Origin of the sequence: Paenibacillus sp. FSL M8-0142 (assembly GCF_038597315.1) — a bacterium.
In the GTDB taxonomy this organism is placed as follows: Bacteria; Bacillota; Bacilli; order Paenibacillales; family Paenibacillaceae; genus Paenibacillus_AQ; species Paenibacillus_AQ lactis.
This window is the reverse complement of sequence record NZ_CP152008.1, coordinates 6,561,839-6,578,445: the sequence shown is the minus strand read 5'-3', so window position 1 is coordinate 6,578,445 and position 16,607 is coordinate 6,561,839. Positions and strand designations below refer to the sequence as shown.

Genomic DNA, 16,607 nt, shown 5'->3' with positions numbered 1-16,607 from the left:
AAGAAATTTGAGAGTGTTTTAAACACTTTCAAAGGAATCATATTTAGTGCATGTGAAGCTTTAAAAGGTTTTAAAAGACTCTTAAACCTTTAAAATCTTTGTATTACTGTGATAGATAATAATTAAAGATTTGGCATCTTTCTAACAAGAACTTGTCGAAAAATAGAATCAACCAACTATATGACACTATATATAAAGTGAATCACCCTCCAAGGATTTTGGAGGGTTTTATTTTTACTGTTTACATCACATATCCATAAGATTATGAAACAGAGATAATTTATAAGAATGATCGACAGCTACGAGATACATTGATCACATTACAGCAGAGATTTGGAACACCAACGACTTTCATTACTCATAGTGTAGGGGTTTCAAGAAAGCATTTATCGAGGTGGCTTCAAAATGAAATTCAAATAAGCTTATAACAAAGCTAAAAACAATTTGTTAAAGGAGAAATGTTAGAATGACAACAGTAAATGTTATTGACGCCCCTTGCGGCTATGGAAAGACTTCTTGGGCAATTCAGTATATGAACGACATGAGGGAAGAATCCCATAGATTTATCTACGTCACACCATTTCTTGATGAGGTCACAAGAGTAAAAGAGTCTGTACAATCACGAGTTTTTTACGAGCCAGATTCAATTAATGGAAATACCAAGCTAGAAGACTTACATCGTCTGTTAGGGCAAGGCAAGGATATTGCCACAACCCATGCATTATTTCAAATGGCTAATTTCGAAACAAAAGACCTAATACGAAGCAACAACTACACTTTGATTCTTGATGAAGTGATGAATGTTATTGAACAAGTTCCTTTAAAGAAAAATGACCTGGACTTACTGATTGAAGCAAACGTAATTGATTTTGATGTTAATGAAAACGGATTAACATATATAAAGTGGAATGAAAGCAAGATCGACTATGATACTGAATATAATCACATCAAACAAATGGCATTAACGAATAACTTGATGTATTGTGATAATTCTGCTTTAATATGGAACTTGCCATGTGATATTTTTCTATTGTTTAACGATGTATTTATTCTTACCTATTTATTCAATGCTCAGTTCCAAAGATACTATTATGACTTACATGGGATAGAGTATAGATATTTATCAGTTTTAAAAGGACAAAATGGTTGCAACCTTATCCCATATGATAGTAGAAAAATCCATGAAAAGAAAATGCTCAACGAACTGGTATCTATTTATCAAGGTAAGCTAAATGCCATCGGTGACAAAAGAAATGCATTATCAACAAGTTGGTTTGAAAAGTCATCTAATAAAGACCTGGTAGTAACACTCCGAAGGAATGCTCAGAATTTTTTTGCTAACATGTGCAAAGCAAATCAAAGCACAGCCTTATGGACAACAGTCAAAGGCAATAAAGACAACATTATGAAGAAGGTTAAGCCAAAGAGTTTTGCTAAATGCTTTATTCCAATGACAGCAAGAGCAACCAATCTGTACAAGGAGAAGTACCATCTCGCGTATCTAATTAACAGGTTTATGAATCCGATTGAGAAAAAATTCTTCGAGCAATATGGGGTTAAGGTTGATGAGGATGCCTGGGCATTGTCCGAACTTATTCAATGGGTTTGGAGGAGTCGTATTAGAGAAGGCCACCCAATAACAATCTACATTCCTAGCAAAAGAATGCGTTCTTTGTTTCAACTCTATTTGACTTCTGATGATTTTGAATCGCCTCCGAAAGGTGCTATAGTCGACGAACCACCAAGTGATTGGCATCTCTAACATTAGGCAACCCAACTGCCTAAACACATCGGAAAAATGCAATAAATAAAAGGGTTTTAAATCAAATCCTTAAAGAAGAAGTACAAAAAAAATATTCTACATTAAGTACACTCCAAACGATTCGAAAGCGCAGCGTTCGAATCGTGACAAGGACAAATGCGAAGCTTTGTCCGCGTCAGCTATTGATAGTCAGGTATATAAAGTACTTTCTTTAACTTTCATAAATATAGTTACTAATTAATGGTTGTTGTTTTGTGGTTAATGTGGTATTCTAACCCCATAATACGATTTTCAAGAAAGAGATGTGTGTCTATGAACATCCTTACAAATCGGATTTCCGAGATAATACCATACGGTTTAACAAGCAGCGTGGCTACTAATAAGCTACGCTGCTTTTTTTATCGAAAGTTGAGGCTGTACTTTCTTTGGTATTCTCCGAAAGGAGGGAAATTAGATGTAGTAGAGATACGACTTGAGAGAATTCTATGTCCGAAGGGCAGGCTTCAAATATTATTCACACCGATATTCTAGAATCAAGGATTGGAAAGGAAGTAAAGCTGAAGATTAAGTTACTATTGGAAAAAAGATGGACTTGTGGATGAGGGAGTTTATTGATATTTGTCGAAGCCAACGGAGATCAGAACGAATATAAAGTTCAAAAATTGATAGACCATTTTAGATTTAGATTGTAAATAGAATCGATATTTTATTGAGACTATATTATTAAAAAAGGAGCGAGAGAAATGAGTGAAAACAAACGAAAATTGAGAGATGGATGTCTTTTCAGTTTCGAAGAGGTAATCATGACTTCAGTAAAAGACAAGGTGAATTATCAGAGAAAGTTGGATGATTTTACAGCTAAGCAAAGCGCATTGGGTGGCAAAAAATCGGAGGTTCAGCTTTGTTGGAAATGCAATGGTACTGAGGTGTTGTACCAAGAGGCACAGTTACCTTTAATCACAAATAACAAGCGCTTCAAAAGTGCAAAATTAATTGCAGCTATTTGTTCGAATTGTGGGGAAAAGTATTATGACAGAAAAGAAATGAAACAGTTAGAAGAAATAGATAAAATAATTAACTCTTACTCTTGTGAAGGGAATAATGCTGTTGAACCTAGTGTTAGTTACTGTGAAGTTTGTGAATCTGATAATATCGATAATGTTGAGTTGGAAGTATACCTTTTATCAAAAGACTCAAAAATCATATCTGTTACCATACAAGAAGATTATTGTACTAGATGCAATGCAGTTTACTTTGCAGATGAAGGAGACCAGATGGCAATTGATCATCTTAAAATTTTCCTTCTGACACAATAATAAAGGCGAAATCAAAGGTGAGGAATATTGCGAATCAACTTTTGAATATTCTCCTTATTCAACAGTAAAGAACAATTTTTCGAGTATTATGGACAGTAATGGACAGTAAATGGTTTCAGTCACAAATTGCTATGAATAGAATGATATTCATTGAGATAAAGGAGCGGCAAAATGTCGGAAAATATAAAATGGCAAGCCCAATATAGTTTGGAAATAATGTCCAAGCTTCTAAACCAAGTTAATGTCTCTTGTTTCAAAAAATACATCGCTGGGCAAAATCCCCAGGATGCAATGAATAACCTCGTCATTGTAAACGAGGATAATAAGATGACCATTGAATGGGTGGAGGTTAGATATTCAAATTTAGTTAGAAGTTCACTTAACACTGTAGTTAGGATTACTATTGATCTTTTGAATATTAAAAATAATGAAGAGGAGATAAACATAATAGATTTTTTGAATATGAATCAGCAAAAGATTGCTCGTAGTAATGCTCTTTTCAAGAAAAGACACTCAAAGAGTGATTATAAAGAGGATTTGGTGAATCTAATAAGCTGCTCATGTGGTTGTGATGATGTTTATAATGCTCTAATTCCTTTAGACTTTCCAGATCAAGATTCAATTTTAGGTATCACAGTAGAAGGTGCTGTTTGCTCGCAGTGTAAAGAGCAATACTTTTTACAATGTACTGTAAAGAATCTCGCAATAATTGAAGGTGTTTTGCTTCAGAATAAAGCATAGATAGGGTGAGGGGAATAGTGAATAAGGAATATCAAGAAAAGCTTGATCTGCTTTTAGAGAGTTTTAGTACGTTGAATGACAAAGTAAATTTAGCATTGAGCTATAATGAAGAAAGATTGACTGCGATAGAAAGATTAATGTGGAAAATAGAAAGAAAATTAATAGATCAGAATAAAGTCATGGGCTTGTTAGCAGAAAATGAACTAATAGATCGGTTGGTAACAATGAAATATCATAATGATCGAATAGAACCAATGCACTTACAGAGTGAAGAGTATCAGAGATCAAGTATTGAAGCAATGTATGATGACGATTGAGTAGTTACGTACAATTGAATGGGGTGATTCTCTTTTGGCAACCATCGTTTAAAAGTTGAATATAAAAGGTAATTATACAGGAGATTAAAACGGTTATAAAGGAAAGGAGTTAAATGACGATCTAGGATTAAAAACAATTCCTGGATCGAGACAATATTAAGTAACGATAAGGAAGACTCAGGTTATTTCTTAGAGCAAATAAAAGAGCAAAATCAACACTAGACAAATAGGGATAAGACAAATGAATTTTAAGTTTACAAAAAAATGTGAGAGAATATTAATCTGAGCGGGGTTACCCTGAATCTTACCTTATTTTCGTTCAAACAACTCATTGAAATCATACACATTCAATGCTTCCATTATTAGCTCTAAGTGATTTTTGTTAATAACTGTTCTTAAATCACGGGATATATCCGATAGGGTGCTTTCATGTAGCCCTGTTAATTCAGAAAGTTGCTTTTGTGTTATCCCTCGCTGTATTAGTAGCTCTTTTAATTTGAAATTGATAGACATGCGGGATCACCTCATTCAGTATTATACATGAAAAAATATACTAGTGAATAGATTGATAAGGGTCTAGGGTCTAGGATAAAGTAGAAGACCCCTTGGTATTATACCGAGGGGTCTTCTTTTAATTCGACATTCTTGCTAATAGCAGCCATTCTTCAACTTCACGATTCTTATCTTCTTTTCTGCCCATGGTACTATGAAGGTAATCCAGAGATCGGACCTCTATAGTGTAAGTATTTCCAAATGTGAGTTCTGCAACTTGTTGTAGATCGTCAAGGGATATCATGCCGGTATTACTATAACTAAGTACTAGGTTTGCTTCTTTAAATTTAATTTTATGAAACATTTCCTCAAAGGCCTTTTTCACCTTTGTTCGTATACAGAAAGGTGACTGATGTCTGTCAGTTCTGTATCTTCCCTTGTATTTAACATCTGGATAATCATATCTTACCAAAGTTTCAATTGCATGATAAAATCTAGAATAATGAACAAAACAGTACGGCGGGTCTGCATATACTGTGGTGTTTGGTTCGATTAAGTCTAAACAATCCAAATAATCAAGTGCCGTTACTTTATGTTCAAAGGAATTTCGACCTAATACTTGTTGCAATTCTTCAAACTTTCTTTGGAAATAAGGAAGAATCTCTTTTTGACGATAAATTCTAATATCATTCATAGACTCAATAGTATTTGGATCGCGATATTGCGCATAATGCCCTGTACTTTGCGAATTGTAGGACATTGCGAACATTAAACTTGATATAATTGGGTAGTAATAAGCAGTATGTTTATAATCATCTGCAACTGCCCTTAAAGCATCAATCCATACACATTGATTATAAGACCAGTAGGTACCCGAATAATATTTCGTAAATAGATGATAATCAAACTGAGAAAAATCATAAAAAACTAGTTCTTGCTGTTCCTTTTCCGTTTTTTGAAATTTTTCAAGGGGTATTGCTTGTTCATAACTGAAGCTGAGGTTTGGAAAAGCATCGAAAAATCTATTGGCGCGTTCAGTAGCTTTTTCAATAACTTCAGCTAATATTTTTGGGTTTTCGTCCCATCGATAATCGGATAAGTAGGTATTTGCAAGAAATGATGAATAATTTTGAATATCATTCGAGAAAACAGGAGCTGAGTTTCTAAGCGCACCTGCAATTGCAGCTGACCCAGCGAATAAATCACATACGTAACCACCGAGATAACTGTCTTGTATACCTTGAATTACAAATTCTAGTATTTGTTTTTTAGAACCCATATACTTAGTGATATGAGGTGGATTAATATCATAATCTATCAGTTTAGTAGAATTTCCTTCTAAATTTTTAGTTGCGTTGATCATAGTTAACACCTCTCATTCTCATAGAGTTTAATTATATCACGTTAAGCTTTGGATATATATAAGTCGTGTAGATAATTCATTATTTCATAAATTCATGAATTTGTGAATACACCTAAAATTTTTTTGTGTAAAATGAATTCTTTAAATTGAAACGCACGGATATGGAGGCAACAATATGTTATCAAGAATTAATGCTTCACAAACTAAATATGGGATAGGCTCGATCATTGGACTTGCTAAAGAAGGACGTTTGCGTGATTACATAAACGGCATATATCGTAATGAATTAGCAATAGACCCATCTCAACTTCGTGCTGCTTTAGGTCTAAATGATAACAATGAACTCCCCACATATTGGGATGAAATACTTCAGTATCCTGACCAAATAGGACTTTTTTGTTTAACAGCAATTTTATTCACTCATGAAAACTTTATACGTGTTTTTGCTGATTCTGCAACTGATAACATGAAGGGGGTAATAAGTAGGAATCAATTCGAAAATGAGAAGACATTTACCAATATTCGAGGAGTACTGGTTGCCTCTGGTGCATCCTCAGACCAGGCAATACGATCAGATATCGTAGCATATGACTATTCATTACTTTTTAAATCTGGAGAAGTAGGTAAACTTGTAAAGAAACTATTACTTGATAGGTTAAAAAAGACTTATTGGGTAGAAAATCCTACAGGAAATAATAAAGAGCACATTAGAAATTTTTACGAGCAATGCATTGCTTATAAGTTTCATTTAGTATTTTCGCTTAGAAGAGAGCAGTTCGTTAAGTGGCTGGAAGGAGAGGCGCTTAATGAACAGGTTGAGGCTCTCGTAGAGTTAAATCTATCGGATGTAGTTGAGGTGGATACCCACTTATTAGTTTCCCTTGCGACGAAACCCTTTTTAATTCTGACTGGCGCAAGTGGAACAGGTAAGACTTATGGGATACGTAAACTAGCGAATTCCATTAATCCCCAAAAAAATGTTGATGATAATTTTAATATCACATTTATACCAGTTGAAGCAGGATGGAAAGATGGAAGAAATATAATTGGTTACAAAAATCCTTTTGGTGACGATGGAGAAGTATATCAGCCAACTCCATTAATTAATATGTTATTGAAAGCGAACTCGGGTAAACATAGTAGTATTCCTTTTTTCGTACTCTTTGATGAAATGAATTTGTCCCATGTAGAAATGTACTTTGCCAGATTCCTTGCGCTAATGGAAACATCTAGGCATGAAGGTATAAGCAATGTACCACTGTTAACTACCGGCGACTTAGTTTTATTGCAAAAGTACTACAAAAATAATAATGAATTTCTTGAATATACTTATGAGGCAATTACTAAGAATGGACTATACATTCCTAATAATGTGATTTTTGTTGGTACTGTTAATATTGATGAGACGACATACATGTTTTCTCCTAAAGTGCTTGATAGATCGTTTGTTATTGAACGTAATACTGAAGCTCCTTCAAAAATATTCAATGAGTCACTTATTCCTAATAACGTTAAGGCTTACCTGGATATTGGCCAAATCAATAGTTACTTATTGTCACCATTAAATATCAGACAGTCGTTTAATGATTTAACCTCAACCTCACCTCAGTACGAACTGATGGAAAAAGTGGTAGAGTTCCTAGATCAAGTCTATACCTTAGTTGAAGAATTTACTTTTGGATATCGTACTGTCGTTGAGTGTTGTGAATATTATGTTAAGGCTATTGAACTTTCCACAGATTATAACGTAGATTTAGATTGGTTGAAGAAAGAGGAATGTTTGTTTGATGAAATTCTTATGCAAAAGGTGCTGCCAAAAATTCATGGTAACCGAAAGCAATTGGTTAACCTCCTAAGAAGTCTAATTGATTTTTGTAAAGATGGGGAAAGAGTGAGGTTTAATAAATCGTATAGTAAGTTGATAGCAATGGAAAAGAATCTTAATGTTACAGGTTATAGTGGATTTATATGTTGATATGTAAGTTTGAAAGATGCATAGACACAATGTTGGGAGTACCGCTTTCCTTTTCTGTGGTCTGTAATAATGTTTCCGATGTTGGCGCTGAATTTAAAATAGAAAGATGCAGCGATTATAATTTTTACAGTGTTGATGAAAGTGATTTTCGACTAAGAAATATGCAACCTCCATTAATGTATGTGAGGGATGAAATATCTGATTTATTCAGTGACATATGTCTTCGTGAGGAAACCGAATTTGATTTTATAATTGACTATCCAATGAGTAAAAAGGAAATCTTGTTAAGACGGAAAAGCGACGAGATTTTTCCATTTAGAAATAGAAAGTTAAAAAACCATTTATCTTTTAACAACAAAGATTCTTGGGTTGAAATTGGACAGAATCTAACACGAATATCTGGTCGATTAAATTTCAAAAGTTACGCTGGGGTAGTAAAGTTTGAATTTTATGAAGCAATTGAATCAATTCAGGTAGAAGTAATAAGCTACAAGCTCAACTATGAGGATGATTTTAGATTGCTGTTAAGTGAGCTTGCTCAATACCACAGCGAACTCATACTCTCTCTAGATCAACCTACAGAAGTTTCTATGGCTCTTGATCATATGTCCCAAAGCTCGCCACAAGTTTGTATTTTTCAACTAAGAAGACTAATGGAAAGGAATAACCTTCCCCTTGCAATTGAGACTATTTTAGCGAATCCACATGCTAAGATAAGCCACAGTATTGTGACCGATGAAATTTCTCTAGTTGCAAATCCAAACTTGTTCGAAATAATTTCAAATCCGTTTGGGTTAGACTGGGTAGAAAGAGGAAATCTAAGTAGACGTTTCAAAGGATATACTCCAACATCTCTCCCTGAAGAACATATAGATTACGTTTTCGACACACAAGAAAATCAATATGTGAAGTTTTGTCTCGAAGAATTGGAAAGTTGTATATTGTCTTTACTTGATACACTTCCAACAAAATTTCAAAACAGTAAGCTTTTTTTAGAAGCGAGCATCCAAACGATTGAGGGTTATCTACACCATCCGTTCTTTCAGCACATAGGTCCTTTTAGACGGTTATCCAATTCAATGGTTATGCAAAAGCGTAGTGGATATAAAGATTTGTTTAGACTCATGCAAGAGTTTGAATTTGGACTTCAACTAGAATCATCTGTCTCCGAGTTTGACAGTATAAATGGAGATTTACGACCGATTCATAAATTATATGAATACTGGTGCTACTTCTCGCTTTTAGGAATACTGCAAAAGTTATGTGGTCAGGTAACCTCATCTAATATTCTATCGAGGAGTGATAAAGGCTATACACTTAATTTGAAGGAGAAGTCAGAAAGTAAGGTGAGCTTCGTTTACAACAATGCTGAAGTAAGTTTATTTTATAATAGGGATTTTAAAAAATATGATAACGAAGAATGGAACGGTACATACGATGGGGGATTGTATCACCCAGATTTTAGTCTGCAAGTGGTTAGTCGAGGGAGAAATCATTGGATTCATTTTGATGCGAAGTATAAGTTAGATTACAATAAGTTTCTTTCGATGATTAGAGAAGGGGACAGTAAAGAGGCTGATATTAATGATTACAGTAGCACGCGTGAAGGTAATTATAAACGGAATGATATATATACGGTCCATACCTATCGAGATGCTATACTAGGTTCAAGGGGGGCGTACATTCTTTATCCTGATAGTGTAGAGACTCCAAGTATATTTACTAGAAACCCGCGAAAAGATTATTCCTTTAGTTTACCTTCAATCGGCGCATTTCCACTTAGGACAGGTGACAATAACTTTAATAAAAAACAGAAACAAAATCTTGAAGAGCATATTGAAGTAATCCTTAACTTACTTACTATGGAAGATGCAGGGTACCAAGAAGAGATTGGCATTATTGAATTAGAAACAAATAGTGCTATTGACTGAAGAGTTAGTTGGTTAAAGAAATAGGGTGTCGTAATTCGCGACCCCTTTTACACATAATTACGACCACTATGCGAAGAGTGGTCATATGTTTGGAATCGTTGAATTATAAACAACCTTGTTTGCGCAGTCTAGTGGTGCGGACCCTTGGGGTACTGTCACAGAATTACAATATTTATAACCCCATATCCACAACGATTGAATTTGTTCTTACAGAGGTTGACTGATGCTTTTGAACATAATAGGATATAGTTATCCAACGGTCACATACCCAATTAAACGTTTTAACTTAGACCGCTGTAGCGGTTCAACAATAAAGTGCCATAAAATCATTTAGCTCAAGGCATGGTGGGCTTTTACAATGAGGGGCGGTCTTGAAAACCGTTAGGGGGCAACTCCACATGGGTTCGAATCCCATCCTCTCCGCCATACATAATAATGACAGGCCCGTTTCCTTATTGGAAACGGGCTTCTTGCATAGCATTTTTTCTAAAGCGGAAATCGATTCTTTCCAAGGGCGGGCGTTCGGGTGCTCATTTATTTCCTTCTATAATAAACGGTTGCTGCACAATAGGTCTCCTTTTTAATCTAGGTTACCGATTGAATAACGAAGCCAGCATGCATGGGCTGGTTGGTGTGTCTTTACAGGGCTTTAGAGGGTGCATAAAAGTTCACCCACTTTCGCAATTTATAGAGAAGGGGAGGTGTGATGATGAACTCAGAACTGAATGTAGATCAGGCTACGCTTGTTAACGCATGGCAGGAGAGGCTGCCGACGATCCTCAAGCCCGGTGACCGTGCGGAGGTGGCTCCCGACGAGGGAGATCCCAATGCCATCCGCATTCATATCGGTGCGGCTGGACGCCAGGAGTATTCGTTCGATTTCCAATGCACGTACGTGGACACAAGAGAAGTAAAGGTGGACCTGATCGATGTGGAGCGGGATGGCGCAACGACCGATGAACGCAATGAGAATGTCCAGGGCATGATCGGCGATTACACCCGGCATATCCATGAATGCGCGCAGGCGCTGCAGCAGATTACGCATCAATAGGGACATGAAGTAATGTCTTTGGTATGGTTTCGATTCCAAGAAACGGAGGACTGCACAATGAGCAAGCCGAAAGCGATTCCTGTACCGGAAGCCCAGGAGACACCGCAACGACGCGATGACCGTGACAGAGGCGGTCAAGAGCCCCTGTCGGGCTCGCACAAAGCCAAGATCCGCAAGCAGGATGGGCACTTTAACCCGGAGGGCTGACCTGCTGCCAGCCTTCTCTCTAGGCGTTATAAACATGAAGAGATTAGAACTTCCTGTATGATTTCGACAGGAAGTTCTTTTTTTGTTGAAACTATTTCCATCATCGTCTCGTATTAGAAGGCAAGTGTAATATTACGGGGCCCCGAACATTACAGGAAAGTTAAGAAGTTTAAATTAAAGATTCCTGGAAAAAGAAAGGAAATAAAATTTCAGCAAATATTCCATAAAGTGTTTCTCATTTCGTCGAAATGGTATATGATTAAAAGGTCTGTTATTTTTTATTTTTTTTTAAGCATTAGAGGGGAGAGAAAGTTTAATGAACAAGAAGTTGGTAGCCATTTTGCTGACACTGCTGCTCACAGTGACAGTGGTTATGTCTGGCTGCGCGAAGAAGGAAGAGCCTAAAGCCGCTATGACGGCAGCTGCCAAGAACGCTATGCAGATGACGTCGTACGAAATGAAAAGCAAAGTTGTCCTTGAAGATCTGCAAATCAACATACCGGAAGTTGCAGGGGATCCAAGCGTAACGCAAGCGATGACCATGTTGAAAAATGCCGAAATCACGATGGACGGCATGTATCAAGCGGATCCGCAGCAAATGGAAATGAAGATGGGCATCAACCTGAAGGGTGACATGGCGATGTCTTTCAACATCGACATGGTTATGACCCAAGACACCATCTACATCAAAGTACCAAGCATCCCGATGCTTCCACTGCCTGAAGATGTTGTCGGCAAATATCTGAAGATGGACCTGAAAGAACTTGCCGAGCAATCCGGCGAAACGTTCAGCCCAGAAACAATGGATACGGAGAAGACTCAGAAGTTCGCGAACGAAGTGCTTGAAGCATTGCTCAGCGAATACGATCAAGCGAAGTACTTCAAAGAAATCAACGCCAAGGACGCAGGTCTTCCTGAAGGCGTAGACGCGAAGCAAGTGGTGCAATTCTTCGTAACGAATGACAACGTAAATGAAGCACTGGAAATCTTGGTAAACAAGGTTGCTCCGAAAGTTGTCGACATCGCAGGTAAAGAAGAATACCGCGAAATGCTGGGACTTACTCAAGAAGATATCGACTCCGCTAAGACTGAGCTGTCCGCATTGAACCAGGAAGATTTCAAAGCAGGCCTGGAAGAAATGAAGAAATACCTGAAGATCAACACATTTAGCATCAACACCGCAATCGATAAGAATGACTTCCCTGCGTATCAGGACGTAGCATTGAATGTTGAATTCAATGAGCCTGAAACAAGCGAAAGCGTAAAAGTCGCTATCAAGGGCAGCACGCAATACCTCAACATCAATAAGAAGCAAGAATTCAAGATCGGTATTCCAAAAGACGCTGATGTCATCACGATGGAGCAATTTGAGGAATCCATGAGCGAATTGGGCGCTTATTAATCACATTATCCATGAACAGAAAAAACCCGGCCGTCATGGCCGGGTTTTTGTATTGTTCCTGACAAGAGGGATTACTTTCCCCGCAAGCGGCGAAAAAACTGGGTCAGAAGCGCGGCGCATTCTTCCTGCATAACGCCTTCCGTGACCTGGGTTCGGTGATTAAACCGCGGCTCTTGAAGCAGGTTCATCAAGGTGCCTGCGCAGCCGGCCTTCGGATCCCGAGTCCCATAAACGAGGTGCGGCACCCGCGATTGAACGATTGCTCCGGCGCACATCGGACACGGCTCAAGCGTTACATACAGGCGGCAGTCCAGCAATCGCCAAGCGCCGAGATGTCTGCTGGCCTCGCGGATCGCAACCATCTCCGCGTGGGCCGTCGCATCGTATGTCGTTTCGCGCAGATTGTAACCTCGGCCGATGATTTTGCCGTCGTGGACAACGACGGCGCCAATAGGCACTTCTCCGAGCTCCTCGGCTTTCCGAGCCTCGTGAATCGCTGCCTGCATCCAGTATTCATGCTGCTCATTATCCACAAGCGTGGTAGACGCTATATTTGATTCCATTTTATGATCTCCCTTCAATACAGCCCAAAACACGCGGGTTATACCCAGTGTTCAACGAACACTCATTCGTTTGTTAACATGATGTGGACATATTTGTGGATAACTTTATTTTTATACACAAAGTTATTCACATTATCCCCAATAAAGCTGTGTATTTGTTAGCAATCTGTGGACATCTATCTTGTCTGTAAGGATTAACTTCTATATTGTAAGGATTCCCTCATTCTTTGGCAATGAAAACGGAAATCCAGGTCCCCTTAAGGGGCCTGTCTTTTCAAACGTTTACGATCAAGGTATCATGAGGATATCAGAGGTTGCAAGCCGTCACTGTGATAGCAGAAAGGTGAAGATGCCATTTGTCGATTAAGACCAAATTATCGATGATCATGTCCATATCGGTATTATTTATACTTCTGCTTAACATCACGCTCAACTACTATACAACGCAGGAAAATTTGCAGCGGGATAGCGAAGTCAAAATGGTTATGGCCGCAACCCAGATCGCGATAACCGTTCAGCAGACGGAGTTCAGCTCCTCTTATGTGGATGATCTGTTCGGAGATATGCTTAAAGATATTTCGATTGAAGCGGCTCAGGTGTTGGATCCGGATATCAATAATATTACGAACGGCCAGTTAGTCGAGCTAAGCAAGAAGTTAGGCGTGGCTCATATTTCGCTGCTGGTCAAGACGAAGGATGACGTCGTCGTTGCCCGTTCCTCCGCGAATGAAGAGATCGGATTGTCCACTAAAAACTGGGGTTATTGGCATACGGCGTTTCTCGAGCTATTCGAACACGGCGAGGTGCGCTCGGTTACGAAGGGCCAACGATCGGACAATTTCTGGTCCGGTCCATTCGAGTTCTCCACTTCAAATCCCGACATGATTTATAAATGGGGGTATTATTATGACGGGAAGCGCAATTATATTATCGACCCCTATATCCAGAACTCTACGTTTAAGGATTATGTAAAGGTTACGAGCCCGAATACGGTCGTTCAAGAGACGCTAAAAGCCAACCCGCATATATTGGAAGTAACGGGCATTAACCCTGAAACGTTTGGCAATCAATATATGAGAGAGGACGGCTCGGACGACGTTCATTATAAGCTCTACAACCGCCCCATTACGTTCGGCAGCTATCATTACGGCACGCTTGACCAGGATGTGGAGGCGGTTCGGAAGGCCGTGTCAACCGGCGAGAACGTCGTGCTTGTGGATACGATCCAAGGGAAAAAGGTGCTTAAGAGCTTTATCCCGATTGATTACGAGGACAAGCCCACCAATGTGATCAGCGTGGTCATGGATTATGAAGCCATTTCATCGGTCATGAGGGAGCAGATGATCAGTCTCGTCGCGATTTCCTTGGTTCTGCTAGAGATCGTTATTTTCGGGAGCTACATTGTAGCCGGCTATTTTACCAAGCCGATTCAGTCCATCCTGAGGACGGTCAATGACGTAGCGGACGGACACTTTGACCGGCGCCTGGAGGTAACGAGCCGCGATGAGCTGGGCCAGCTGGCCGGAAGGATTAATGCGATGACCCGCAATCTCGGCCACTATACAAGCCAATTGAAGCAGATGGTCGAGGAAAATCAATCCGTCAAAGAATATCTCGAATCCATCATTAACCAAACGGCGGATGCTATTCATACAACCGATACGCATGAGCGGGTGATCAGCGTGAACAACGCCTTCGAACAGCTGTACGGCTGGAAGGCGCATGAGGTGATCGGGCAAAAGCTGGAGCTCGTTCCCCCGTCCAAGCTGGATGAAGAGCGCGACCGGATTAGGCGGCTGCGGCAAGGAGAGCGTCTGCCTCCAGTCGAAACGGTCCGCATGCGGAAGGACGGAAGCCTGATTGAGGTCAGCATCAGCACCTCGCTCGTTCGGGACGAGCAGGGGCAAGTAACCTCGATGATCAGCGTGTCCAGGGATGTAACCGAGCGCAACCGGATTGAGGAGCTGCTGCGGCGCTCCGAGAAGCTGAATACGGTCGGTCAGCTGGCTGCCGGCGTGGCTCATGAAATCCGCAATCCGCTAACGACGCTGCGGGGATTCCTGCAGCTGCAGCAGCAGACCCGTTCCGTAAATCCGGATCATATTGACCTGATGCTGTCGGAGCTGGACCGTATTAATTTGATTGTGAGCGAGTTTTTGATTTTGGCAAAGCCGCAGGCGATTCATTTCCAGGAGCGGGATGTCAGAGGCATTCTCCGGGACGTTATATCGTTCTTGGACAGCCAGGCTCATCTATACGGGGTCGAGGTCAAGCTCGACTTCTCCTCCGAACCTGCGCTTGTCCACTGCGAGGAGAACCAGCTGAAGCAGGTATTTATCAATTTGCTTAAAAATGCGTTCGAAGCCATGCCGGACGGCGGAACAGTAACGATTACACTTAAACGCCCGGAAGGAGATCACGTGCTTATCACCATACAGGATGAAGGCCATGGCATACCGGAGGAGCTGATGCCTCACCTGGGTGAGCCGTTCATTACCAATAAGGAGACAGGAACCGGACTTGGGCTTATGGTGAGCCAGCGGATCATTCAGGGTCATCAAGGCACGCTTGAAATCGAGAGCAAGTCCGGGGTGGGAACGAAAATCAGCATCGTTCTTCCTGCGGCAAGACAATCAGACATGGAAGCATCATCAAACGATGAGTGACATAATAAGGGGATGGCAGCTTGAGAATCAATAAATTTATTAGCGAAACGGGATATTGCTCCCGGCGGGAAGCGGACAAGCTTGTAGAGAGCGGGAAGGTAACGATTAACGGCGAGATTGCCGTATTAGGAAGCCAAGCCGAGGAGGGCGATGATGTCCGTATTAACGGGCGTCCGCTGCAGGAGAAGAAGCAGCAGCACGTTTATATTGCGCTTAACAAGCCGGTAGGCATTACAAGCACGACGGAATCGCATATCAAAGGCAATATCGTCGATTTCGTAGGCCATAAGGAGCGCATCTTTCCAATCGGGCGGCTCGACAAGGATTCCGAGGGTTTAATCCTGCTAACCAACGACGGGGATATCGTCAATAAAATATTGAGATCCGAGGGCAAGCACGAGAAGGAATATATCGTGACGGTCAACCGCCCTGTTACCCCGGCCTTCCTGAAGGGGATGTCCAGCGGCGTCAAAATTTTAGGCGAGATGACGCTGCCCTGCCAGGTCACCCGGATTTCGGAGCGGGTATTCCGCATTATTCTAACCGAGGGGAAGAACCGGCAAATTCGGAGAATGTGCAGCGCGTTTGGCTACGAGGTTCGGAGGCTCAAACGGATCCGGATTATGAACATCCTTCTCGGGGAGCAGAAGGTAGGCACTTGGCGGGATTTGACCCCTGCGGAGAAGCAGGAGCTTGGCAAGCTGCTGAATTACAAGCTGGAGTAGAGGAAATACCATACGCTGGAAGTACCGGAGATACAAAAAAACAACCGATTCGTCTGTTTGGCAGAAGCGAATCGGTTGTTTCATTTATAGGGACTT

Annotated in this window: 14 protein-coding genes; 11 read left to right on the top strand and 3 right to left on the bottom strand. The window is 40.1% G+C overall.

All coding sequences use genetic code 11. The features are described from left to right. Window positions 1–466 precede the first annotated feature (466 nt). From NSQ46_RS29690 to NSQ46_RS29675, 4 genes are all read left to right on the top strand, one after another. On the top strand, window positions 467–1,762 hold the full coding sequence (locus tag NSQ46_RS29690) for a hypothetical protein (protein WP_342575813.1): 1,296 nt from the start codon (window positions 467–469) through the stop codon (window positions 1,760–1,762). 743 nt (window positions 1,763–2,505) lie between these two features. After that, entirely contained in the window at window positions 2,506–3,078 is a 573-nt protein-coding gene (locus tag NSQ46_RS29685) for a hypothetical protein (protein ID WP_342575811.1), read from the top strand. Between the two features lie 171 nt (window positions 3,079–3,249). Continuing rightward, the gene (locus NSQ46_RS29680; RefSeq protein WP_342575809.1) at window positions 3,250–3,819 is read left to right on the top strand and encodes a hypothetical protein; all 570 of its coding nucleotides are present in this window, start codon (window positions 3,250–3,252) and stop codon (window positions 3,817–3,819) included. A gap of 17 nt (window positions 3,820–3,836) precedes the next feature. Next, complete coding sequence (locus NSQ46_RS29675; protein WP_342575807.1) at window positions 3,837–4,136, top strand: hypothetical protein; 300 nt, start codon at window positions 3,837–3,839, stop codon at window positions 4,134–4,136. 309 nt (window positions 4,137–4,445) lie between these two features. On the opposite strand, the gene NSQ46_RS29670 is transcribed toward NSQ46_RS29675, so the two are convergent. Together NSQ46_RS29670 and NSQ46_RS29665 are read right to left on the bottom strand one after the other, a co-directional pair. Next, window positions 4,446–4,649: a helix-turn-helix transcriptional regulator gene (locus NSQ46_RS29670; RefSeq protein ID WP_342575806.1), complete on the bottom strand. Its 204-nt coding sequence runs from the start codon at window positions 4,647–4,649 to the stop codon at window positions 4,446–4,448. A 118-nt stretch (window positions 4,650–4,767) separates the two neighbouring features. After that, window positions 4,768–5,991 carry a DNA adenine methylase gene (locus tag NSQ46_RS29665; RefSeq protein ID WP_342575805.1) on the bottom strand — a complete coding sequence of 408 codons (1,224 nt, stop codon included), beginning with the start codon at window positions 5,989–5,991 and terminating at the stop codon, window positions 4,768–4,770. Between the two features lie 175 nt (window positions 5,992–6,166). On the opposite strand from NSQ46_RS29665, the gene NSQ46_RS29660 reads away from it, so the two are divergent. From NSQ46_RS29660 to NSQ46_RS29640, 5 genes are all read left to right on the top strand, one after another. Further along, window positions 6,167–7,966, top strand: a complete 1,800-nt coding sequence (locus NSQ46_RS29660) for a hypothetical protein (protein WP_342575803.1) — start codon at window positions 6,167–6,169, stop codon at window positions 7,964–7,966. A gap of 29 nt (window positions 7,967–7,995) precedes the next feature. Next, window positions 7,996–9,897, top strand: a complete 1,902-nt coding sequence (locus NSQ46_RS29655) for a DUF2357 domain-containing protein (protein ID WP_342575801.1) — start codon at window positions 7,996–7,998, stop codon at window positions 9,895–9,897. Between the two features lie 709 nt (window positions 9,898–10,606). Beyond that, window positions 10,607–10,948, top strand: a complete 342-nt coding sequence (locus NSQ46_RS29650; protein ID WP_007133231.1) for a hypothetical protein — start codon at window positions 10,607–10,609, stop codon at window positions 10,946–10,948. Between the two features lie 57 nt (window positions 10,949–11,005). Next, complete coding sequence (locus tag NSQ46_RS29645; protein ID WP_007133232.1) at window positions 11,006–11,155, top strand: hypothetical protein; 150 nt, start codon at window positions 11,006–11,008, stop codon at window positions 11,153–11,155. Window positions 11,156–11,471: 316 nt separating this feature from the next. Further along, window positions 11,472–12,557, top strand: coding sequence for a hypothetical protein (locus NSQ46_RS29640; protein WP_007133233.1), 1,086 nt, complete (start codon window positions 11,472–11,474; stop codon window positions 12,555–12,557). A 71-nt stretch (window positions 12,558–12,628) separates the two neighbouring features. Here the strand turns inward: NSQ46_RS29640 and tadA are convergent, their stop codons facing one another. Then, window positions 12,629–13,120, bottom strand: coding sequence for a tRNA adenosine(34) deaminase TadA (gene tadA, locus NSQ46_RS29635; protein ID WP_007133234.1), 492 nt, complete (start codon window positions 13,118–13,120; stop codon window positions 12,629–12,631). Window positions 13,121–13,476: 356 nt separating this feature from the next. On the opposite strand from tadA, the gene NSQ46_RS29630 reads away from it, so the two are divergent. Both NSQ46_RS29630 and rluF read left to right on the top strand, forming a co-directional pair. After that, window positions 13,477–15,786, top strand: coding sequence for an ATP-binding protein (locus tag NSQ46_RS29630; RefSeq protein WP_007133235.1), 2,310 nt, complete (start codon window positions 13,477–13,479; stop codon window positions 15,784–15,786). 20 nt (window positions 15,787–15,806) lie between these two features. Continuing rightward, complete coding sequence (gene rluF, locus NSQ46_RS29625; RefSeq protein WP_007133236.1) at window positions 15,807–16,511, top strand: 23S rRNA pseudouridine(2604) synthase RluF; 705 nt, start codon at window positions 15,807–15,809, stop codon at window positions 16,509–16,511. Window positions 16,512–16,607: the final 96 nt, after the last annotated feature.